We start from the raw sequence: 22,248 nt of genomic DNA, 5'->3' as shown, positions 1-22,248 counted from the left end.
TGAGCTCCTTGTGTATCGACTTAAATATGTCGATCTATTTATTAATGTTACGGGATTGTAAGGCAGGATTGGGGAGCTTTGCCTAGGGTTTGCCCCTGACTAGTGCCAATGCGATAATTATTCGCATGAAAGTCTCCCAAATTCGCCAGGCATACCTGGACTACTTCGCCCAAAAAGGCCACCAAATTGTCCCATCCAGCCCGGTAGTGCCTGGAGATGACCCAACCTTGCTATTTACTAATGCGGGGATGAATCAGTTTAAGGACGTTTTTCTAGGCTTTGATAAGCGTCCATATCACCGTGCTACTACAGCCCAGAAATGCATTCGGGCTGGCGGCAAACATAATGACCTGGATAACGTTGGCTATACAGCCCGACACCACACCTTCTTTGAGATGCTGGGTAACTTCTCCTTTGGGGATTACTTTAAGAAAGAGGCGATTCAGTTTGCATGGGAGTTATTGACTGAAGTTTTTAAGCTCCCCAAGGATAAGTTGCTCGTTACGGTTTATGCGGAAGATGATGAGGCATACGAGATTTGGAATAAGCAAATTGGTGTGCCTGCTGAACGCATTATTCGTATTGGTGATAACAAAGGGGCCCGCTACGCCTCAGATAATTTCTGGATGATGGGCGATACAGGGCCATGCGGTCCTTGTACTGAGATCTTCTATGACCATGGCCCTCATATTGCTGGAGGCCCTCCTGGTAGCCCAGACGAAGATGGCGATCGCTATATTGAGATCTGGAATAACGTCTTCATGCAATTTAATCGCGATGAAGCCGGCAATATGAATCCGCTGCCTAAACCTAGCGTTGATACAGGTATGGGTCTTGAGCGGATTGCCGCAGTCTTGCAGCATGTTCACTCTAACTATGAGATCGACCTCTTTGTTCATTTACTCAAAGCTGCCAAAGAAGCGGTTGATGCTGCTGGTGGTGAGAATTGCGACCCAGCGAGCCCATCGCTAAAGGTGATTGCAGACCATATCCGCGCTTGTAGCTTTATTGTGGTGGATGGCGTGATTCCTGGAAACGCTGGCCGCGGTTATGTGCTGCGTCGCATTGCTCGTCGCGCGATTCGTCACGGTTATAAATTAGGTGCCCGTAAGCCATTCTTCTATCAACTCGTTCCAGCCCTGGTGAAAGAGATGGGCACAGCTTATCCAGAATTACTGGCAGCGAAAGATAAAGTCAGTGAAGTGATTAAACAAGAGGAAGAACGCTTCTTTCAGACAATTGCCAATGGCATGGAGATTTTGGACGGTGCGCTTGCTGGTGGCGTCAAGACAGTTGACGGTGAAACCGCTTTCCGTTTACATGACACCTTTGGTTTCCCATTGGATCTGACCGCTGACGTTTGCCGTGAACGTGATGTCACAGTGGATGCTGAAGGTTTTGAATTGGCAATGCAAAAGCAACGTGATCAAGCAAGAGCGGCTGGTAAGTTCAAGGTAGCCCAAGGCTTGGAATACTCTGGCAAGCCAACGCAATTTCATGGCTATGACACCTTGAAGCATGAAGGCGCCAAAGTGACCGCGCTTTATGTGGATGGCTCTGCTGTGCAGTCCGTGAAGGCTGGCGATGCTGCAGTGATCGTATTAGATAACACGCCTTTTTATGCTGAGTCAGGCGGGCAGGTTGGTGATAAGGGCGAGTTGCGTAATGAGTCAGTTCGCTTTACTGTTGAAGATACTTTCAAGATTCAGGCGGATGTATTTGGCCATCAGGGCGAAGTTCATGAAGGCGAGCTTAAAGTGGGTGATGTACTTAATGCCTTGGTGGATGTTCAGCAAAGAACAGAAATTATGCGTAATCACAGCGCCACGCACATTTTGCATAAAGCATTGCGTGAAGTGCTTGGCGATCATGTACAGCAAAAGGGTTCTTTGGTAGATGCTAGCAAAACCCGTTTTGACTTCACTCACAATGCGCCCATTACTGCAGCTGAGATTCGTCGTGTGGAAGATATTGTGAATGCCGAGATCTTGGCCAATACCGCAACTTCTGGAAAAGTGATGTCATTAGATGATGCTCAGAAAACGGGCGCCATGATGCTCTTCGGTGAGAAGTATGGTGACGAGGTTCGTGTATTAGAAATCGGTAGCTCTAAAGAGCTCTGTGGCGGCACTCACGTAGGTCGCACAGGTGATATTGGTAGCTTGAAGATTGTTTCTGAAGGTGGCGTTGCTGCAGGTATTCGCCGTATTGAAGCGGTTACTGGTAGAAATGCATTGAACTTCTTACAGGGCCTAGAAGACAGGATTAATGAAGCAGCGGCGATTCTGAAAACCCATCCGGGTGATTTGGTGAATCGCGTTGCCCAACTACAAGAAAGCCTGCGTCAGGCTGAACGTGAGTTGGACAAAGTGAACTCCAAGTTCGCTGCAAGTCAGGGCGATGAGTTGGCAACCCAAGCAATTGATGTCAATGGCCTTAAAGTATTGGCTGCTCGCCTGGATGGCGCTGATGCGCAAGTATTGCGTGAGACCATGGATGCCCTGAAAGCGAAACTAAAAACTGCAGCCATTGTTTTAGCCTCAGTGCAGGGCGATAAAGTAAGTTTGATCGCTGGCGTGACTGCAGACTCGATTGCTAAAGTAAAGGCGGGTGACCTTGTGAACTTTGTTGCCCAACAGGTTGGCGGTAAGGGCGGGGGCAAGCCGGAGATGGCAATGGCTGGCGGTACTGATCCCAGTAAGTTGGGCGCGGCATTAGCTAGCGTTAAAGATTGGGTGGCATCTAAATGAGTGATGCCATTGAATTTAATCTCGAGGTAGATGCCATTGGTATGAATTGCCCACTCCCAATTTTGCGCACCAAGAAAGCCTTGGCTACCATGCAATCAGGCGAAATCCTCAAAATAAAAGCGACCGATGCAGGTGCAGCCCATGACTTCCCTGCGTTTGCTAAACAGACTGGTAATGAGCTCCTATCTAGCACTACCGAAGGTGATGTTTTGGTCTTCTTTATGAAGAGAAGATAAGGGTTAATCGGTCCAGGAAGTACAGGCAGATGCAGTGCTGAGTACTAAAAAGAAAAAGCGGAAATATTTCCGCTTTTTCTTTTTCATCTCTCAAGAGATCAAAGGGTCTAGGCCTAAAGTAAAGAGCGGCTCTTTAAATAGGCTGCAAACTCAGTATTGACTTCGGGGTGACGCAAAGCAAACTCAACAGAAGCCTTGAGATAGCCCAGCTTGCTGCCGCAGTCATAGCGCACACCATCGTATTCATAAGCGAAGACTGGTTCTTCTTTGAGCAAAGAGGCGATCGCATCTGTTAGTTGAATTTCACCGCCAGCACCAGGCTTGAGATTGCGAATATGTTTGAAGATGTCCGATGAAAGAACATAGCGGCCCACCACCGCTAAGTTAGAAGGGGCGTCTTTGGGTTGTGGTTTTTCCACAATCCCATTTAAGCGATAGATGCCCTTACTCACTTCAATACCATCAACAATTCCATAGGAACTACTTTTGGCAGGATCAATTTTTTCGACAGCCAAGACCGAACCATTTTGCTCGTCAAATACCTTGAGCATTTGTTTTAGTACTGGTGTCTTGCCGTCGAGCAAGTCATCTGCAAGAATGATGGCAAAGGGCTCATCACGTACGAGTTTTTCTGCACACAAGACAGCATGACCAAGACCTAATGCTTCGGGTTGGCGGACATAAACGCAATCCACATGACTTGGTTTAACGCTGCGCACAATCTCTAGCAAGGCAGTTTTATTTTTGGCTTCGAGCTCAGCCTCTAATTCATAGGCTTTATCAAAGTGATCCTCAATTGCACGTTTGCTGCGACCGGTAACGAAAATCATTTCGGTAATGCCGGCAGCAATCGCCTCTTCAACCGCATATTGGATGAGCGGCTTATCCACCACATTGAGCATCTCTTTCGGACTAGCCTTAGTGGCTGGCAGGAAGCGAGTTCCTAGTCCTGCAACCGGGAAGACGGCCTTGGTAACGGCTTTAGTGCTTAATTGCATGGAAATTCCGATCGCTTTAGACTTTACTTTAGTTGGCTATTTTTATTTGAGTCGCTCTAATTGTGCAACAAGCTTCTCATGATTTTGCTCAAAGCCAGCAAGGCGTTGCTTTTCCTGAGCTACAACCTCTTCTGGAGCTCTAGCCACAAAGCTTTCATTACCCAGCTTACTGCGTGCCTTTGTGATTTCATTGGCCAAGCGCTCAATTTCCTTGCTCAGGCGAATTCTTTCAGTCGCAACATCCACTTCAATTTTGAGTAATAACTTCAAGTTACCAACCAGAGCCATTGGTGCGTCAGGCGCATCTTTCTCTAGAGCGGATTCATCATCATAGATTTTGACTTCTGAAAGCTTAGCCAATGCCGTGAGGTAAGGGCTTGCCTTATTTAGGAAATCCTGTGGTCCGCTAATCCACAAAGGCACCTTGAGCGCAGGGGAAACTTGCATCTCGCCACGTAGATTACGGCAGGCATCCACGATGGATTTAATTTGAGCAACCCAGGCCTCGCTTTGCTCGTCAATCTTGTCGAGTTGAGCAACAGGGTAAGGTTGAAGTGCAATGGTTTGTTTATCTTGCTTTGCCAATTCTTTACCAACCTTTGGTCCAACAGTCTGCCAAAGTGTTTCAGTGATAAATGGAATCAGTGGGTGAGCCATGCGCAAGATGGTTTCTAAAACGCGCAAGAGCGTACGGCGGGTAGCTCGTTGCTGTGCGGGGGTCCCAGTCTGCAATTGAACCTTTGCAAGTTCTAGGTACCAATCGCAATACTCATCCCAAACAAATTGATAAATGCTGGTGGCGATATTATCAAAGCGGTAGTTCTGGAAGCCCTTGGCTATATCAGCCTCCGTTCTTTGCAGTAGCGAAACAATCCATCTGTCTGCAGGAGAAAAGTCTAACTGGCCCTCAGGACCACATTCGTTATCGCACGGTGCAAAGCCATTTTCTTCATTGGTGCCTGGGCAGTTCATTAGAACAAAGCGCGTTGCATTCCACAGCTTGTTACAGAAATTGCGATAGCCTTCGCAGCGCTTCTGATCAAAGTTAATATTGCGACCGAGTGAGGCGAGTGAGGCGAAGGTAAAACGCAGCGCATCTGTACCAAACGCTGGAATGCCATCCGGAAACTCTTTCTTGGTTTTCTTACCAATGCTTTCAGCTTGCTTGGGATTCATCAAGCCGGTTGTACGCTTGGCAACTAAGTCCTCAATCTGGATGCCATCAATCAAATCGATTGGATCTAAAGTATTGCCTTTGGACTTACTCATCTTCTGGCCTTCGGCATCACGCACTAAGCCGTGTACATATACCGTATTAAATGGTACCTTGCCCGTGAAGTGGCAAGTCATCATCACCATGCGGGCAACCCAGAAGAAGATGATGTCAAATCCAGTCACCAATACTGATGAAGGTAAGAAGTGCTTGAGCGCAGGCGTCTCTTCAGGCCAGCCTAAAGAGCTAAATGGCACTAGTGCTGAGCTAAACCAAGTGTCTAAGACATCGGGATCACGATTGAGTTGGCCTGTATAGCCAGCGGTTGATGCTTTGACTTTGGCTTCTTCTTCAGAGCGCGCTACAAAGATTTGGCCGTCATCGCCATACCAGGCGGGGATTTGATGGCCCCACCAGAGTTGTCGAGAGATGCACCAGTCCTGAATATTTTCAAGCCATTGGGTGTAGGTGCTAATCCAGTTTTCCGGAACAAGTTTGATATCACCCTTAGTCACGGCTTCTAAAGCGGCGCCGGCAATGGATGAGCCAGGTTGATATTTGTTATCAGGACTTGGTTTGGATACTGCAACAAACCACTGATCAGTGAGCATAGGCTCAATGATAGTTTGAGTGCGATCGCCGCGCGGCACCATTAATTTGTGAGGCTGTACTTTATCTAACAGTCCTGCAGTCTCTAAATCAGCAACTACTTGCTTGCGCGCCACAAAACGCTCTAAGCCTTGATATACAGCGGGTGCGTTCTCATTGATCTTCGCATCGAGAGTCAGAATATTAATGAGCGGTAATTGATGTCGCTGGCCAACGGCATAGTCATTGAAATCATGTGCTGGCGTGACTTTAACAACGCCGGTACCAAAATCTAAATCCACATAATCATCTGCAATGATAGGGATCTCACGATTACAAAGTGGTAGTTGTACGGACTTGCCGATGAGATGTTTGTAGCGTTCGTCATCTGGGTTGACCATGACAGCAACGTCACCCAATAAAGTTTCTGGGCGAGTCGTGGCAACGGTCAGGTGTCCAGAGCCATCGGCTAAGGGGTAGCGGATGTGCCACATCGAGCCATCTTCTTCTTCGCTTACCACTTCTAAATCTGAAACCGCAGTGCCAAGGACTGGATCCCAGTTCACCAGACGTTTGCCGCGGTAGATTAAACCTTGCTCATGCAGGCGTACAAATACTTCCACAACGGCCTTGGACATTTTGCTGTCCATGGTGAAATATTCTTTACCCCAATCAATCGATGCACCTAAGCGACGAATCTGACGGGTAATGGTGGAGCCTGAAGTTTCTTTCCATTCCCAGACTTTTTCTAAGAATTTCTCGCGACCTAGATCATGGCGAGAAACTTTTTTCGCATCGAGTTGGCGTTCAACAACAATTTGCGTGGCGATACCGGCATGATCTGTGCCCGGTACCCACAAGGTATTTTTCCCAGACATGCGAGCGTGACGTACCAAACCATCCATGATGGTTTGGTTGAAGGCATGACCCATATGCAAGGTGCCGGTCACGTTCGGTGGGGGCAACTGGATGGAGAAATCCACTTTGCCTTCATCTAGAGTGGCATCGGCAATGCCTCGGCGCTCCCATTCCAGGCCCCAATAAGCTTCAATTGGAGCGGGTTCGTAGGATTTGGCTAGTTCGTCTAAAGAACTGGCTAATTGAGAATTGGGTAAATTAGGGGTATTCGAAGCATTTGGCATAAGAGGCAAATTATAATTGGGGCGATGTACTCAGACCTCCTCGCAAACCTTAATCCAGAACAACGCGAGGCAGTGACCCTCCCGCCCGTCAATCAACATGCTCAGGCCCAGTCCGCCCTGATCCTGGCTGGCGCTGGTAGCGGAAAGACCCGCGTACTCACTACCCGTATAGCTTGGCTGATCCAAACAGGCCAGGTTTCACCTATTGGGGTCTTAGCGGTCACCTTCACTAATAAGGCTGCCAAGGAGATGATGCTGCGCTTAAGCGCCATGTTGCCCATCAATACCCGCGGCATGTGGATCGGCACTTTTCATGGTCTTTGTAACCGTTTATTGCGTGCGCACCATAAAGAAGCTGGTTTGCCGTCTACTTTTCAGATTTTGGATACCCAAGATCAGTTATCTGCCATTAAGCGTCTTTTAAAGGGTTTAAAGGTCGATGATGAGAAATATCCCCCTAAGCAGCTGCAATACTTCATTGCGCATGCCAAAGAGCGTGGTCAGCGTGCTCGTGAACTATCCGTAGGGGATGATTTCCAGGCCAAGATGGCTCAGCTATACGAAGCCTACGATGAGCAGTGCCAGCGTGAAGGCGTAGTCGACTTTGCGGAACTCTTATTGCGCAGCTATGAATTGCTCAAGCATAACGAAGCGATTCGCACGCATTACCAAGAGCGTTTCCGTCACATCTTGATTGATGAGTTCCAAGACACCAATGCCTTGCAGTACGCTTGGCTCAAATTGCTTTCTGGGCACGATGCCAGTCGCGTCAATGTCAGCAGTGCTGGCAGTAGTGCAGTCTTCGCAGTGGGCGATGACGATCAAAGTATTTATGCCTTCCGTGGTGCTGACGTCGAAAACATGCGTCTCTACGAAAAGCAATACCACCCGATGATGGTCAAGCTCGAGCAGAACTATCGCTCGCATGGCCACATCTTAGATACTGCGAACTACCTGATTTCGAATAACACTGATCGCCTTGGGAAAAACCTTCGCACTGATGCGGGGCATGGCGAGCCAGTCCGCATCTACGATGCGCCAAGCGATCACGCTGAAGCAGCTTGGCTCGTTGATGAAATCAAAGCGCTAGTCAATAGCGGTATCAAGCGTACTGAAATCGCCTTACTTTATCGAAGCAATGCGCAGTCACGCATCATTGAGCACGCCTTATTTTCTGCAGCGATTCCCTATCGTGTTTATGGTGGATTACGCTTTTTTGAGCGCGCTGAGATCAAGCATGCCTTAGCTTACTTACGTCTTTTGGAAAACCCCAACGACGACACCTCATTCTCACGAGTGGTCAATTTCCCGACACGCGGTATTGGTGCGAGATCCATTGAGGCTGTGCAAGATGCGGCTCGCGCTCAGAATAGCTCCTTGTATTTAGCAGCATCGACTCTGGATGGCAAAGCAGGTGCAGCGCTCGGCGGCTTTGTGCGTTTGGTTGATCACATGCGCGAAGCAACTCGCCACAACACCTTACCCGAGACGGTGGAGTTCGTGATTCAGCATAGTGGCCTCATTCAGCACTACCTCTCAGAGCGTGAAGGTCAAGACCGGGTAGAGAACTTACAAGAATTGATTAATGCGGCCACTGCATTTATTGCAGAAGAGGGTTATGGTCAAGATGCAAGTGCTGCTACTCTGCCGGGTGAGAATGCCCCTGGTATGGTGGAGGTATCACCCTTAGCAGCATTCCTCTCACATGCATCATTGGAGGCTGGCGACAACCAAGCGCAAGCAGGTCAAGACGCCGTTCAACTCATGACTGTTCACTCTGCCAAGGGCTTGGAGTTCACGGCAGTATTTATTACTGGCCTAGAAGAGGGCTTGTTTCCGCATGAGAACAGCATTAATGAGCAGAACGGCTTAGAAGAAGAGCGCCGCTTGATGTACGTAGCGATTACCCGCGCCAAAGAGCGCCTCTATCTCTCTCATACCCAATCCAGAATGCTGCATGGTCAGGTGCGCTACAACATGCCATCTCGCTTCTTGGAAGAGTTGCCATCCGATTCATTGAAGTGGCTCACTCCGAAGGTGAAAGATGCTCGCTGGAATGGCGGTAATAGTTACGGTAATGCCGGTCGTTCAGGATCCGCCTGGCAAGATGGCTATACCCGTCAGCGTGACTCAGAGACTAATGATTTTTTTGACTCTGGTAGTGATCGTCAGCGACCTGCTAAGCAGCTTGGGCGTGTTGGCTCTGCCTCTACAACCGTGACCAGAATGGCTTCGCCGCCACGAGGCAATTACCCATTCACTATTGGTCAAAATGTTTTCCACACCAAGTTTGGTGAGGGGCGCGTGACAGGTTTAGAGGGTAATGATGCAGATGCCCGAGCTCAAGTGAACTTCAAGCGTCATGGTGTGAAGTGGCTGCAGCTCAGTATTGCCAAGCTTGCAGCGATAGACTGATCGGCTAACTAAGCAATCAGAGTTGCTGACTCTTTTTCGGCAAAGCACGCTTTCCAGGTCGCAAAGAAAGAGCAGTGCATTACTGTTAGTCCGGCCATTGACAGTGGGGCGATGATGAAGGATGCGGCTTGACCTAAATCCAGTGCATCAAGGATAGATCCAATCGTTAAGGGAATGGCGATCAAGATCGCACCCCAAATAGCGATATACAAAAAGAACGCACCACGGTTTGCCCAGCAAGCAATTGCGCTTGAAAAGAGCGCTTGCGGTACAGACATCTCGGCCCAAGCAATTAGCACCGGTGAGAACCACATCAACATGGCTACGGGTACGTAGAGCAAACCACCAAAAAATAGAATCAGGTAGATCTCGCGCACCGCTTCAGGCGTAATCGGCTTATCACCAGTCATAAGTGGTAGAAGTAACTCAAAATCCACCAACATGCTTAAGATAAAGCTGAGAGCCAGAATAAGGGCCGAGTACACCAAGCCTAATTGCAGAATGCGTTTACGAATCACGGGTGTTGATTGCAGGGCAATTAGATATACCGTTGGACGAATACGTTCTTTTTGGATCGCTTGTCGACAGGCCGTCATGAAACCAACCGATAAGGTTGGTGTGAGCAATAGCACTGCAAAAACGCCAATCACCGGTACGAGTACCGCTAACTGTGCAACAAAAACATACATAAATACCAGCATCAGAAAACCCAAAGGATTTTGTTTAAATAACCAAATGCCTTGGCGTATCCAGGTGTAACCCTCTTTATGGGCGACAGAATTTAGTTTCATATTGCTTTGCGACTTAGGAGAATATTTTCAAAATGACGGGGGTCATGCGGGGTAAGCATGTGAGCGTCGCGCGGTAGGTAAAAATCCCACAGGCGTGAGATCCAAAATCGGAGAGCTGCTGCGCGCACCATTAGCGGCCAACTTTGTTTCTCGTTGTCAGTGAGTGGACGAACAGACTGATAGGCATCCATCAGAGCCTTAAAACGTACAGGATCTAAGTCTTGTTTATTTTCCGCAAGACACCAATCATTTGCAGTTACTGCTAAATCAAATAACCACTTATCGGTGCCAGCGAAATAAAAGTCGAAGAAACCACCCAGCTGATCCTGCGAGCTATCGCTCGCATCTTGAGAATCAAAAAGGACGTTGTCTCTAAACAGGTCGCAATGGCTTGCACCCTGTGGCAGCGACGCATAAGCCTCTGAGGTAAAAAATTGCTCTTGGGTGGCGAGTTCGCTTATTAGCAATTCTTTTTGAGTGTTGCTGAGGTATGACAAAACTTGCGGCACTGTTTTTTGCCACCAAGAAAGGCTGCGAAGATTTTCTTGGGCGCGCTGAAAGTCTGCGCTAGCCAAATGCATCTTTGCTAAATTTTCACCGACTAATTCACAGTGCCTTGCTTCTGGTGTCAGTCTGGACAGACCTGGGAGCTTGCTGACAATTGCCGCTGGCTTGCCCTTTAGAGAAAATAAAATTTCTCCATTGATATTTTCTAATGGCTTGGGCACGGGAATGCCTTTATTGGCCAAGTGACGCATCAACTCTAAATAGTAAGGCAGCTGCGCTGCTGACAGCCTCTCAAAAATCGTCAGTACATATTCATACTTCTTGCCATCTTTTTCGGTATCGAGAAAAAAGTTGGAATTCTCAATGCCGCCATGTATTCCACGAATATCTATGGCTCTACCAATATCAAAATCGGTTGCGATCCAGTTGGAGATATCACTCAGCTCAATGGGTGTGAATACGGCCATGACTAATTAAACAATGAGGTACAGAGGGAATGGAATAATTCAGCTTAGAAAGGGATGCTGATGCTGGGCACGCTGATGAGATCAGTTTCTTTTGGTACGCCCGGCATGACCGTTGCTGGAGGTGCCATTTCGTAGCTGGTATAGCGGGTCTTTACATCCACCTGAGTTGGTGAATTGGTATCTTTGTATTCGGTAACTTCAGTACCCGTCACTTCTTTGTGTTGAAAGCTCGGTTTACGGCCTTGAGGGGCGTTGGTTGCTTCGGCTGCGCTCACTGTTGGCGCTAATGGCTGGTTATTAATCCGTTGCAGCTCTGATGGGCTCAAGGCTTGGCTATTGCTCTGCGCATTTGCTGAATGCAGGCCAAAAGAGGCGAAAGCCGCTAAAAAGCCTGCAAGAACAAGGGCTTGGCTCAATGAAGAGTGGAGTAAGTTAGTTAGAGCGTGCATCATTTTTCACCTTTTTAGGCCTCTTTTCAGGAGGATTTAAACCTGATCTGTAGGCAGTTAGCAACTAGATTGTACGATTGCGGTATGACTAAACATAGACTCTTGTTGGTAGACGGTTCTAGCTACCTCTACCGCGCCTTTCACGCCATGCCAGACCTTCGAAATGGGGCCGGCGACCCAACGGGGGCGATCTATGGGATGGTGAATATGATGCGCCGAGCTCGGTCGGAACTCAAGGCCGACCATATTGCCTGTGTTTTCGATGCCAAAGGGAAGACTTTCCGGGATGAAATGTACCCCGAGTACAAGGCGCACCGATCTCCTATGCCCGAGGATTTAGTAAGGCAGATAGAGCCGATTCATGCCATGGTGAAGGCCTTGGGCTGGCCAGTATTGATGGTTTCTGGGGTTGAGGCGGATGACGTCATTGCTACCTTGGCTTGCCAGGCAACCCAAGCTGGATGGGAAACCATTATTTCCACGGGCGACAAAGATTTAGCTCAATTGGTGAACCCCTCTGTCACCTTGATTAATACGATGACCAATGAAAAGCTGGACATTGCGGGGGTGATCGAAAAATTTGGCGTGCCCCCGGAGCGGATTGTGGATTACCTCTCCATCATTGGTGACACGGTAGATAACGTCCCCGGGGTTCCTAAGGCTGGCCCAAAAACCGCAAACAAATGGTTGGCTGAGTTTGGCGACCTGGATAACTTGATGGCGAATGCCGATCAAGTGAAAGGCGTTGTGGGAGAGAACTTGCGCAATAGTTTGCAGTGGCTTCCGCAGGCCCGACAGTTAATTACCGTTAAAACGGACTGTGATTTATCCCCCCATTTGCCCGGGCTAGATGACCTTCATGCAAAACCAGAAGACGCGCCACTCTTACGGGAATTATTTGAGCGCTACGCATTTAAAACTTGGCTACGTGATGTGGAGAGGCAGCTTGGTGGGTCAGCTCCGGAAGTCAGCGGTGGTTTTGATTTAGCAGGGAGTCCAATCAAGAGCGCACCAGAACTTAAGGAAAAAACTTCTAGTAATCCATTTGGACCTACAGCTACTGCAGCTACCACAGCACTATCTCAAGAGACTACAGACTTGCAGAGTGCCATCGAAAAAAGTTACGAGTGCGTCGTGGATGAGATCGCATTAGAGCGCTGGTTAAAAAAGATTGAGAGTGCAACGTTAACGGCCGTAGATACAGAGACTACCGGCTTAGACGCGCTCACCGCAGAGTTAGTCGGCATCTCATTGTGCGTGACTCCAGGAGAGGCTTGCTATATACCAGTAGCGCATCGTAACGGAGAAGATCAACTTAGTCGTGAGATGGTCTTGGCGAAGCTAAAGCCTTGGCTTGAGAGTTCTACGCATTTAAAAGTCGGCCAAAACTTAAAGTACGATGCGCATATTTTTGCAAACTACGAAATTACTTTGCAAGGCATTCAATTCGATACCTTGCTCGAGTCCTACGTGCTTGAATCGCATATGCCGCACAACATGGATAGCTTGGCTGAGCGCCATCTTGGCATGAAGACCATTCGCTATGAAGAGGTTTGCGGTAAAGGCGTTCATCAAATTTGCTTTGACCAAGTCGATCTGAAGATTGCCACAGATTACGCTGCTGAAGATGCTGACATTACCTTGCGCCTGCATTTAGTTTTATGGCCACAAATTCAGGGAAGCCCTGGACTGCTCTACGTTTATGAAACGATTGAGATGCCAGCGATGCGTGTCTTGGGAATCATGGAGCGCAATGGTATTCGGATTGATTCAGCATTGCTTTCTCAGCAAGGTCAAGAGGTTGGTAAGCGTCTTCTCGCATTGGAGGGTGAGATTCACAAGCTAGCAGGTCAGCCGTTCAATATTCAATCGCCCAAGCAGATTGCAGAAATTTTATTTGGACAGTTAGAGTTACCCGTCATCAAGAAGACGCCATCGGGTGCGCCATCAACTGATGAAGAGGTTTTGCAGAAGTTGGCCGAAGATTACCCTTTGCCGGCGCGCATCTTGGATTACCGCAGCTTAGCTAAATTGATGTCGACTTATATTGAAAAACTGCCACGCATGGCAGATCCCAAGACTGGGCGCGTACACACCAATTTTTCTCAAGCGACTGCGGTGACGGGACGTTTGGCCTCGAGTGAGCCGAATTTGCAAAATATTCCCGTACGAACAGAAGAGGGTCGTCGCATTCGTGAGGCATTTATTCCGGCAGATGGTTGTAAGTTGTTATCGGCCGACTATTCTCAAATTGAATTACGCATCATGGCGCATATTGCCGAGGATGAAAATTTGCTAGCTGCGTTTGCCGCTGGTAAAGATGTTCACCAGGCCACTGCTGCGGAGATTTTTGGTGTGCCTCTAGAGGCCGTCACCTCAGAACAGCGTCGTTATGCCAAGGTGATTAACTTTGGCCTCATCTATGGCATGAGCGCTTTTGGTCTGGCTAGCAACTTGGGTATTGAGCGCTCAGCGGCGCAAAACTACATTGCCAAGTATTTCGATCGCTATCCAGGGGTGGCTCAATACATGGAGCGCACCCGCGTAGAAGCCCGAGAGAATGGCTATGTAGAGACGGTTTTTGGCAGACGTCTGTGGTTGCCAGAGATCAAAGGCTCAAATGGCCCTCGTCGCCAAGGCGCAGAGCGCGCAGCGATTAATGCGCCGATGCAAGGTACTGCTGCTGACTTAATCAAGTTAGCCATGATTGCGGTTGAGAACTGGCTTGAAAAAGAGCAGTTAAAGACCCGTATGCTGCTTCAGGTACACGATGAATTGGTATTTGACGTACCCTTGGATGAGCTTGAGCTGTTACAGGCAAAATTACCTGACTTGATGTGCAAGGTGGCAGAACTTAAGGTTCCTTTGGTAGTTGGTATTGGAATTGGCGATAATTGGGAAGAAGCCCATTAAGCGGAGATCAGAAAAAATGGTAGATAAAAAAAATCAAGACTTAAAACCAGTGTCTGGCGATAGAAGAAGTTTTATGAAGGCTTCCGCCATTACTGCCACCACCATGGGCATTGGATTTGTAGCTGCTTCTGAGCCGGTCATGGCTGCTGCGATTGAAACGGATTTCACTGGCATTAAAGCAGGCGAGCAAATGATTCCAGTGGGAAGCTTTCAGATGCCGGCTTATGTTTCTCGTCCAGAGAAAGCAAAAGGCTCTCTGCCTATTATTATTGTTGCGAGCGAAATCTTTGGCGTGCATGAATATATCGCTGACGTCACAAGACGTTTCGCTAAATTAGGCTATCTTGCTATTGCCCCAGAATTCTTTACCCGCGCTGGTGATCCCAATACCTTCGGTACTGTTGCTGAGATTCAAAAAAATATCGTGGCTCCAACTTCGGATACGCAAGTCTTAAATGATTTGCAGGCCGCATTAGTTTGGGCTGGAAAAAATGGCGGTGACTTGAAAAAAGTCGGCGTAACTGGATTTTGCTGGGGTGGCCGCATTACTTGGCTAGCAGCCACACTGCCACAGGTTAAGGCTGGTGTAGCCTGGTACGGTCGAGTCATCGGTGAAAAAACAGAAGGCAACCCTCGCCACCCAGTCGATATTGCTGCTGAGCTCAAGGCTCCCGTCTTAGGCTTGTATGGTGGCGCTGATACCGGCATCTCCCTGGAGAGTGTTGAGCAAATGCGTGAGGCACTTGCAAAAGTAGCCCCAAAAAATCCAGCAGCCAAAGCCTGTCGTTTTGAAATTTACCCGGATACACCCCATGCTTTCCATGCAGACTATCGCGCTACTTATCGTGAGGGTCCAGCTAAAGACGGCTGGGAAAAGTGTGTTGCTTGGTTTAAACAAAACGGGGTAGCGTAATTTATATGTCAGTACTGCAAAGCATATTGTTGGTAACAGCGCTAGCTGGAACGGCGAGCGTCCTGGTTGCTGCGAGTTTTTCATTATCTTTGCTGTCGAAAATGGTACACGGCATGGTGAGTGTGTCAGTAGGTATTTTGCTAGCAACGGCCCTGCTACATTCTTTGCCTGAGGCTTTTACGATGCCCGGGACAAGTCCTCAGTTGTTATTTGCTACCTTGCTTGCAGGCCTCCTTGGCTTCTTCTTGCTTGAGAAAATTGCCCTATTGCGTCACAACCATCATCATGAGGGTGATGGTCATGGCCACCACCATGGTCATGATGCTGAAGTGGCGGGTCGAAGTGGCTGGATGATTCTGGTGGGTGATGGCCTGCATAATTTTGTTGATGGTGTTTTGATTGCTGCCGCATTCATGGCAGATTACCAAGTGGGTATTTTTACTGCCATTGCCATCATCGCCCATGAGATTCCGCAAGAGATTGGGGATTTTATTGTGCTGCTCAATGCAGGCTTTTCCCGCACTCGCGCTTTGTTCTACAACTTCATTTGTGGCTTGTCTGCAGTGCTAGGTGGGGTGCTGGCTTATTTCTTTTTGGAAAAAGCCCAGGGAGCAATGCCCTATTTACTGGTGATTGCTTCAAGCAGTTTTATTTACATTGCAGTAAGTGATCTCATTCCACAAATGCATCGTCGCCCACATTGGGCCGAGTCTTTGCGTCAAACGATCTTGATTGCTTGTGGCGTTGGTTTTGTAATCCTGCTGTCGCTACTGCATTAAAGCGCCACTGGCCTACTAGGGTCGGCGCACCATTCACTCCAACTACCCGCATAAAGTCGTGAGCCTTTGAGGCCAGCGATTTCCATCGCCAGCAGGTTGTGACAGGCTGTTACTCCAGAGCCGCATTGGTGAATGACTTCAGAGGCTTTGGTGGAGCCCAAGAGCTCATGAAAATCTTTATACAGTTGTTCGGGAGTCTTAAACAATTTTCCGGATAGGTTATCTCTAAAGAAATAATTAATCGCATCGGGAATATGCCCCCCAATAGGATCTAGGGTCTCGTTTTGACCGTGGAAGCGATCGTTTGCGCGGGCATCGATCACTACACTCTTTTTGGTTTGGAGATTTTCAACAATACCCCCCACTGGCACTAAGCCAACATATGGCATTGCGGGTACTGGCGTATCCGTGGGCTTTGCTTGGCGAGGCATGGTGCCAATCGGGCCGTTCCAGCTATCTAGACCTCCATCTAAGACTTGCACCTTAGCGTGACCAGTTGCCTTGAGCATCCACCATAAGCGACTGGCATATACGGAGCCTTGACCGTCATAGGCAACCACCAAAGTTTTAGAGTCCATTCCTAAGCGCGATTTAGTTTGCGCCCAAGCTTCAGGGGTGGGTAGTGGGTGACGACCATTTTTTCCGGTTTTGGGGCCGGATAGATCCTGATCAAGATCGACATAAACGGCGCCCGGAATGTGACCTTCTTCGTATGCTTTTTTCCCTGCTTGCGGATCGACTAAATCAAAACGGCAATCGCACAGTAAAACATTCTCGCCGCTGTTGATGATTTCTTCTAACTGGTTTGCAGTAATGAGAGGCGTCATGAGGGCTTCCTATTGAGGGCGAGTTGGGTGTTACTGGATTATGCGCCTTGATAGTTCATGGCGCGACGGTACCATTCATGAAAATGTTGCATGCCGTCTTCCATGGGGCTTTGATAAGGACCCACTTCATTTTCATTACGAGCCAGTAGGGCTGCACGTCCAGCATCCATGCGTTCTGCAATCTCGTCATCCTCGATACACGTTTCCATATAGGCTGCGCGCTCTGCCTCAACATAATCGCGCTCAAAGAGGGCGATTTCTTCAGGGTAGTAGAACTCAACAATATTGCGCGTTTTGTTTGGGCCCATGGGATGCAAAGTGGAAACGCACAGGACACCTGGATACCACTCGACCATCACATTAGGGTAGTAGGTAAGCCAGATCGCGCCGTGGCGCGGTGCCTTTCCTTCGTGGTAGCGCAATACGGCTTCATGCCATTTTTGGTAAACCGGTGAGCCTGGCTTCTCTAGGTCTTTGTGAATACCAACAGTTTGGACGCTATGCCAGTCGCCGAATTCCCAGCGCAAGTCTTCGCAAGAAACAAACTTGCCCAGTCCTGGATGAAACGGCACCACATGGTAGTCCTCGAGATAGACCTCGATAAAAGTTTTCCAGTTGTAATTACATTCATGGACTTCAACGTGATCGAGAACATAGCCTTCAAACTTGAGGTCATCGGCTACGCCAAGTTGGGCGAGGTCAGTGCGCACATCGCGAGGGCCCTCAAACAATAGCCCTTGCCAGTTCTGTAAGGGGGATTTGCCAAGATTGAGGCAAGGCTTATCTTCAAAATGGGGCGCACCCAATAATTCGCCATGTAAATCGTATGTCCAGCGATGCAGGGGGCAAACGATGTTGTCTGCCTTACCGGAGCCATTGAGCATGAGGGCTTGACGATGGCGGCATACATTGGAGAGGAGTTCAACGCCTTGCTGGTTGCGAACCAGTAAACGACCTTCATTTTCAGAGATCAAGGTTTGATAGGAGCCCACTTCAGGCACAATGAGTTCGTGGCCTACATAGCCTGGGCCCTGCTTAAAAAGCAGTTCAATTTCGCGCTGATAGAGATCAACGTCAAAATATGCCGAAACCGGCAGTTGTAAGTTGGACGGCGCAAGCAACTGCGCGGTAGCCAGATTAGTCATTCTCCCCACCCCCGAAAACGTCAGCCGAAGCTAAGCGGAACAACCAATCCAACCATCGACGGATCGATATTGGAAAGGAAGGAAGGGATTATACCCATCTGACCCCCGTCTCGCTTTAATATGTAGGGCTATACCTGTAAGAAATATGATGGAAAGAAGCCAATGCCAGCAAAGAAATCTGAGAGTCAGAAACCCGGTCTTGAGGTTCATATCGACCCTAACTTGCGTTATGAGCAGGCGGTAAAGGAGTTGGAAAAGCTTATTACTGACATGGAATCCGGCAAATTTTCCTTGGAAGAGACGCTTTTAGCCTATCAACGTGGCGCTGCCCTCTTGAAGCATTGTCAGGGCATGCTGGCTCAGGTCGAGCAGCAAGTTCGCGTATTTGAAGCTTAAATTGCCCTTAGATTTGGACTTGATGAACAGCAAATTGCAATTCGAGGGATGGCTTCGCACCTATGGTGAGCGCTCTGAATTAGCCTTGGAGCGTCTGCTTGATGCTGCCAATACCAATCCCGCCCGCTTGCATGAGGCGATGCGCTACGCCGCTCAAGGTGGTGGCAAACGCATTCGTCCTTTATTGGTTTATGCCGCCGGGGAATTGGGTGATAACGCCAGCACAGAAACACAAGCTGCTTTAGATGCCGCTGCCGCTGCGATTGAATGTATTCATGCTTACTCCTTAGTACATGATGACTTGCCCTGTATGGATGACGATGACTTACGTCGTGGGCGACCTACGGTTCACAAGGCATATGACGAAGCGACTGCTTTGCTAGTGGGGGATGCCTTGCAAACACGTGCATTTGAGATCTTGGCAAATGTTCAGTGTGATGTGAATATCCGCCTGGAAATGATTAGTGCATTAGCCAGTGCATCAGGTTCACGTGGCATGGCGGGTGGCCAAGCGATTGATCTGGATAGTGTCGGTAAAAAATTAGATCTCGCTGGCTTAAAACAAATGCATGCAATGAAGACGGGCGCTTTGCTTTCTTGTTCGGTGCAGCTGGGTGGTATTGCCACTCAACTTCACCCAAGCCAGATGCAGCATCTCGCAAATTACTCTGAAGCTTTGGGTTTGGCCTTTCAAATTGTGGATGACGTCCTCGATGCGACTGCTGATAGCCAAACCCTGGGTAAAACCGCAGGTAAAGACGCCGCAAACGATAAGCCGACCTACGTGACCTTGATGGGTTTAGACTATGCCAAGCAGGCAGCGAAAGATTTACAAGAAACAGCTCTTGCTAGCCTAGAGAGTTTTGGCCCTAAAGCCCGGACTCTGAAAGATTTGGCTCTGTTAGTGGTTAACAGGGGCAAATAAGATTACTGAAGATTTGATGACTTTAAATTCCATTCATTCTCCTGCAGACTTAAAAAAACTCTCTCGTGAGCAGCTACCTGCGCTTGCTGATGAGTTGCGTCAGTTTGTACTAGATTCCGTCTCCAAAACTGGCGGACACCTTTCCTCCAATTTGGGAACGGTTGAGTTGTCGATTGCTCTGCACTATGTGTTTGATACGCCACATGACCGAGTTGTGTGGGATGTGGGTCATCAAAGTTATCCGCATAAAATTTTGACTGGCCGTCGCGATCGTATGAATACCTTGCGTCAGTTCAATGGACTGTCTGGTTTTCCGCGTCGCTCTGAAAGTGAATACGATGCCTTTGGTACCGGACATTCTTCGACCAGTATTTCTGCGGCGATGGGAATGGCGCGGGCTTTTCAGACCAAGGGTGAAAAACAAGTTGCTGTAGCGGTGATTGGCGATAGCGCAATGACTGGCGGCATGGCCTTTGAGGCGATGAACAATGCTGGCGTCTACGACGATCTGCCTTTAATAGTTATTTTGAACGACAACGATATGTCGATCTCTCCAGCAGTGGGTGCACTAAATCGTCACTTGGCGAGATTGCTGAGTGGCAACATCTATTCCGCCACTAAAAAAGGAATCGACAGCGTCTTATCGATTGCCCCACCGTTGCGAGAATTTGCCAAACGCCTAGAAGATCACGCCAAAGGCATGGTCTCACCCTCGACGATTTTTCAAGAGTTTGGTTTCAATTACTTTGGCCCGATTGATGGCCATGATTTGGATGCTTTGATTCCTATGCTACTGAATGTCCGTCGCTTAGCGCTCGAGGGTCGTGGCCCACAATTCTTGCATGTAGTGACTCGTAAGGGTCAGGGCTATGAGTTGGCAGAAGCCGATCCAGTGCTGTATCACGGTCCAAGTAAGTTCAATCCAGAAGAGGGCGTGAAGAAATCAACGAGCCCCGCTCAGAAAACCTTTACTCAAGTATTCGGCGAGTGGTTGTGTGATATGGCGCATGCCGATCCATTGTTGGTTGGTATTACTCCAGCAATGCGTGAAGGCTCCGGCTTAGTTGAGTTCGAAAAGAATTTCCCGAAGCGCTATTACGACGTGGGTATCGCCGAGCAACACGCAGTCACATTCGCGGCAGGCATGGCATGCGAAGGTATGAAGCCGGTCGTGGCAATTTATTCCACCTTCTTGCAGCGTGCTTACGATCAACTCATTCATGATGTAGCGATTCAAGATCTGCCCGTGTTGTTTGCGTTGGATCGCGCCGGCTTAGTGGGCGCTGATGGTGCAACCCATGCGGGTGCGTATGACATTCCATTTCTGCGCTGCATTCCGAATATGCTGGTCTTGACACCTGCTGACGAAGCAGAGTGTCGTGATTTACTAACGACGGCATTTCATCAACCGCATCCAAGTGCAGTGCGCTACCCGCGTGGCGCTGGTGTTGGCACCATTCCATCTAAAGAGTTACGCACTGTTCCATTAGGTAAGGGTGAGTTGCGTCGTAAATCCAACGCGCCAGCTGGTCAGCGTTTAGCCATTTTGGCCTTTGGAACGCTACTGTATCCAGCTCTCGAGCTTGCGGGACAGTTTGATGCCTCGGTTGCCAATATGCGTTTTGTAAAACCACTAGATGTCGAACTCCTTAAATCGTTGGCGCAGGATCATGATTATTTTGTGACGATTGAGGATGGTGCAATTCAGGGTGGTGCAGGCAGTGCCTGCCTAGAAGCGCTCTCTGCTATGGGTATTAACAAGCCCTTACTGCAATTAGGTCTTCCGGACAAGTTCGTGGAACATGGTGATTACAAACTCTTAATGAGTCAGTGTGGCCTTGATTCTGCTGGGATCGCTCAGGCGATTTCGCAACGTTTTCCAGGGGTAAATTCCGCTAAAGCGGAAGCAAATGCTGTGGTCGTGGGCAAATAAGTCATTTTTGTCTGAAAATATACTCATGAACGATATCAATACCGCTTTTCTCAAACCGCAAACTATGCCGGATGTGCAGTCATCGCATGATGAGCGTGCATTGCCAATTGAGCAGGTAGGTATTCGGGGATTGCGTCATCCTCTGACTATCCGAACTAAGACGGGCGTGATGCCAGCTGTTGGTAATTTTGAGATGGATGTGGCTTTGCCCGCCCATGTGAAGGGTACGCATATGTCCCGCTTCATTGCGCTCTTGCAAAAATACAATGAGCCGATTGACAGTGCTTCAGTCGTTTCTATGGTGCGCGAGATGCTGCCACTACTCGATGCCACTGAAGGCCGGATTCAATTTACTTATACGCACTTCGTAAAAAAAGCAGCACCAGTATCTGGGGTGGAAAGCTTGATGGATTACGAAGTGACTTGGATGGCCAAGGCTAAACAAAATGCAATGGGCTCAATCGATGTTGAATTAAATCTTCGCGCTTTAGTTCCAGTCATGAGTTTGTGCCCTTGCTCGAAAGAGATTTCTGAGTATGGGGCACACAATCAACGCTCCCATGTCACGATGTCGGTAGAGCTTGATTCGCAGACCAAGATGACTGTGGAAGATCTGGTAGCAGCCGCTGAGAGCCAAGCCTCTAGCGAGTTGTGGGGCTTGCTCAAGCGCCCTGATGAGAAGTGGGTTACTGAGCGTGCTTACGACAATCCCAAGTTTGTGGAAGACTTAGTGCGCGATGTGGCTGGCCAACTCAAAGATGATCAACGGATACTGTCTTTAGTGGTTGAAGCTGAGAATTTTGAGTCTATTCACAATCACAGTGCCTACGCCAAAATCAGCTTAGCAAAGTAATCAGTAGG

The 22,248-nt window shown here is 48.6% G+C and carries 17 protein-coding genes; 10 read left to right on the top strand and 7 right to left on the bottom strand.

What is annotated here, in order from left to right; translation table 11 throughout:
- Positions 1-125 precede the first annotated feature (125 nt).
- A complete protein-coding gene (alaS, locus tag CBI30_RS00180) occupies positions 126-2,750 on the top strand; it encodes an alanine--tRNA ligase (protein WP_088526336.1) in 2,625 nt (874 codons plus the stop codon).
- Positions 2,751-2,758: 8 nt separating this feature from the next.
- Positions 2,759-2,986, top strand: coding sequence for a sulfurtransferase TusA family protein (locus tag CBI30_RS00175; RefSeq protein ID WP_088526407.1), 228 nt, complete (start codon positions 2,759-2,761; stop codon positions 2,984-2,986).
- A 113-nt stretch (positions 2,987-3,099) separates the two neighbouring features.
- Here CBI30_RS00175 and galU read toward each other — a convergent pair whose 3' ends face one another.
- Entirely contained in the window at positions 3,100-3,984 is an 885-nt protein-coding gene (gene galU / locus CBI30_RS00170; protein ID WP_088526335.1) for a UTP--glucose-1-phosphate uridylyltransferase GalU, read from the bottom strand.
- A 42-nt stretch (positions 3,985-4,026) separates the two neighbouring features.
- Positions 4,027-6,927, bottom strand: coding sequence for a valine--tRNA ligase (locus CBI30_RS00165; protein WP_088526334.1), 2,901 nt, complete (start codon positions 6,925-6,927; stop codon positions 4,027-4,029).
- 24 nt (positions 6,928-6,951) lie between these two features.
- On the opposite strand from CBI30_RS00165, the gene CBI30_RS00160 reads away from it, so the two are divergent.
- Positions 6,952-9,342, top strand: coding sequence for a UvrD-helicase domain-containing protein (locus CBI30_RS00160; RefSeq protein ID WP_088526333.1), 2,391 nt, complete (start codon positions 6,952-6,954; stop codon positions 9,340-9,342).
- An 8-nt stretch (positions 9,343-9,350) separates the two neighbouring features.
- On the opposite strand, the gene CBI30_RS00155 is transcribed toward CBI30_RS00160, so the two are convergent.
- The 3 genes from CBI30_RS00155 to CBI30_RS00145 are packed head-to-tail and all read right to left on the bottom strand — an operon-like array spanning position 9,351 to position 11,559.
- A complete protein-coding gene (locus tag CBI30_RS00155) occupies positions 9,351-10,133 on the bottom strand; it encodes a BPSS1780 family membrane protein (RefSeq protein WP_088526332.1) in 783 nt (260 codons plus the stop codon).
- Positions 10,130-11,107: a homoserine kinase gene (locus CBI30_RS00150; protein ID WP_088526331.1), complete on the bottom strand. Its 978-nt coding sequence runs from the start codon at positions 11,105-11,107 to the stop codon at positions 10,130-10,132. Before CBI30_RS00150 ends, CBI30_RS00155 begins: the two co-directional genes overlap by 4 nt.
- Positions 11,108-11,151: 44 nt before the next feature.
- Complete coding sequence (locus CBI30_RS00145) at positions 11,152-11,559, bottom strand: hypothetical protein (RefSeq protein WP_240553449.1); 408 nt, start codon at positions 11,557-11,559, stop codon at positions 11,152-11,154.
- A gap of 81 nt (positions 11,560-11,640) precedes the next feature.
- Between CBI30_RS00145 and polA the strand changes: the two genes are divergently transcribed.
- The 3 genes from polA to CBI30_RS00130 are packed head-to-tail and all read left to right on the top strand — an operon-like array spanning position 11,641 to position 16,161.
- On the top strand, positions 11,641-14,469 hold the full coding sequence (polA, locus tag CBI30_RS00140; protein ID WP_088526330.1) for a DNA polymerase I: 2,829 nt from the start codon (positions 11,641-11,643) through the stop codon (positions 14,467-14,469).
- Positions 14,470-14,485: 16 nt separating this feature from the next.
- A complete protein-coding gene (locus CBI30_RS00135) occupies positions 14,486-15,382 on the top strand; it encodes a dienelactone hydrolase family protein (RefSeq protein WP_088526329.1) in 897 nt (298 codons plus the stop codon).
- Between the two features lie 5 nt (positions 15,383-15,387).
- Positions 15,388-16,161 carry a ZIP family metal transporter gene (locus CBI30_RS00130; RefSeq protein ID WP_088526328.1) on the top strand — a complete coding sequence of 258 codons (774 nt, stop codon included), beginning with the start codon at positions 15,388-15,390 and terminating at the stop codon, positions 16,159-16,161.
- Here the strand turns inward: CBI30_RS00130 and CBI30_RS00125 are convergent.
- On the bottom strand, positions 16,158-16,988 hold the full coding sequence (locus CBI30_RS00125; RefSeq protein ID WP_088526327.1) for a sulfurtransferase: 831 nt from the start codon (positions 16,986-16,988) through the stop codon (positions 16,158-16,160). The genes CBI30_RS00130 and CBI30_RS00125 overlap by 4 nt on opposite strands.
- A gap of 38 nt (positions 16,989-17,026) precedes the next feature.
- Positions 17,027-18,133, bottom strand: a complete 1,107-nt coding sequence (locus tag CBI30_RS00120; RefSeq protein ID WP_088526326.1) for an aromatic ring-hydroxylating oxygenase subunit alpha — start codon at positions 18,131-18,133, stop codon at positions 17,027-17,029.
- Between the two features lie 162 nt (positions 18,134-18,295).
- On the opposite strand from CBI30_RS00120, the gene xseB reads away from it, so the two are divergent.
- The 4 genes from xseB to folE2 are packed head-to-tail and all read left to right on the top strand — an operon-like array spanning position 18,296 to position 22,240.
- Positions 18,296-18,529 (top strand): exodeoxyribonuclease VII small subunit, encoded by a 234-nt coding sequence (gene xseB / locus CBI30_RS00115; RefSeq protein WP_088526325.1) that lies wholly within the window; start codon positions 18,296-18,298, stop codon positions 18,527-18,529.
- Positions 18,530-18,551: 22 nt separating this feature from the next.
- Positions 18,552-19,454 (top strand): polyprenyl synthetase family protein, encoded by a 903-nt coding sequence (locus tag CBI30_RS00110; RefSeq protein ID WP_088526405.1) that lies wholly within the window; start codon positions 18,552-18,554, stop codon positions 19,452-19,454.
- 16 nt (positions 19,455-19,470) lie between these two features.
- Entirely contained in the window at positions 19,471-21,387 is a 1,917-nt protein-coding gene (gene dxs / locus CBI30_RS00105) for a 1-deoxy-D-xylulose-5-phosphate synthase (RefSeq protein ID WP_088526324.1), read from the top strand.
- A 25-nt stretch (positions 21,388-21,412) separates the two neighbouring features.
- Positions 21,413-22,240: a GTP cyclohydrolase FolE2 gene (folE2, locus tag CBI30_RS00100; protein WP_088526404.1), complete on the top strand. Its 828-nt coding sequence runs from the start codon at positions 21,413-21,415 to the stop codon at positions 22,238-22,240.
- Positions 22,241-22,248: the final 8 nt, after the last annotated feature.

This window comes from Polynucleobacter aenigmaticus, assembly GCF_002206635.1.
In the GTDB taxonomy this organism is placed as follows: Bacteria; Pseudomonadota; Gammaproteobacteria; order Burkholderiales; family Burkholderiaceae; genus Polynucleobacter; species Polynucleobacter aenigmaticus.
The sequence above is the reverse complement of the archived record's forward strand: the minus strand, read 5'-3'. Positions and strand labels throughout refer to the sequence as shown.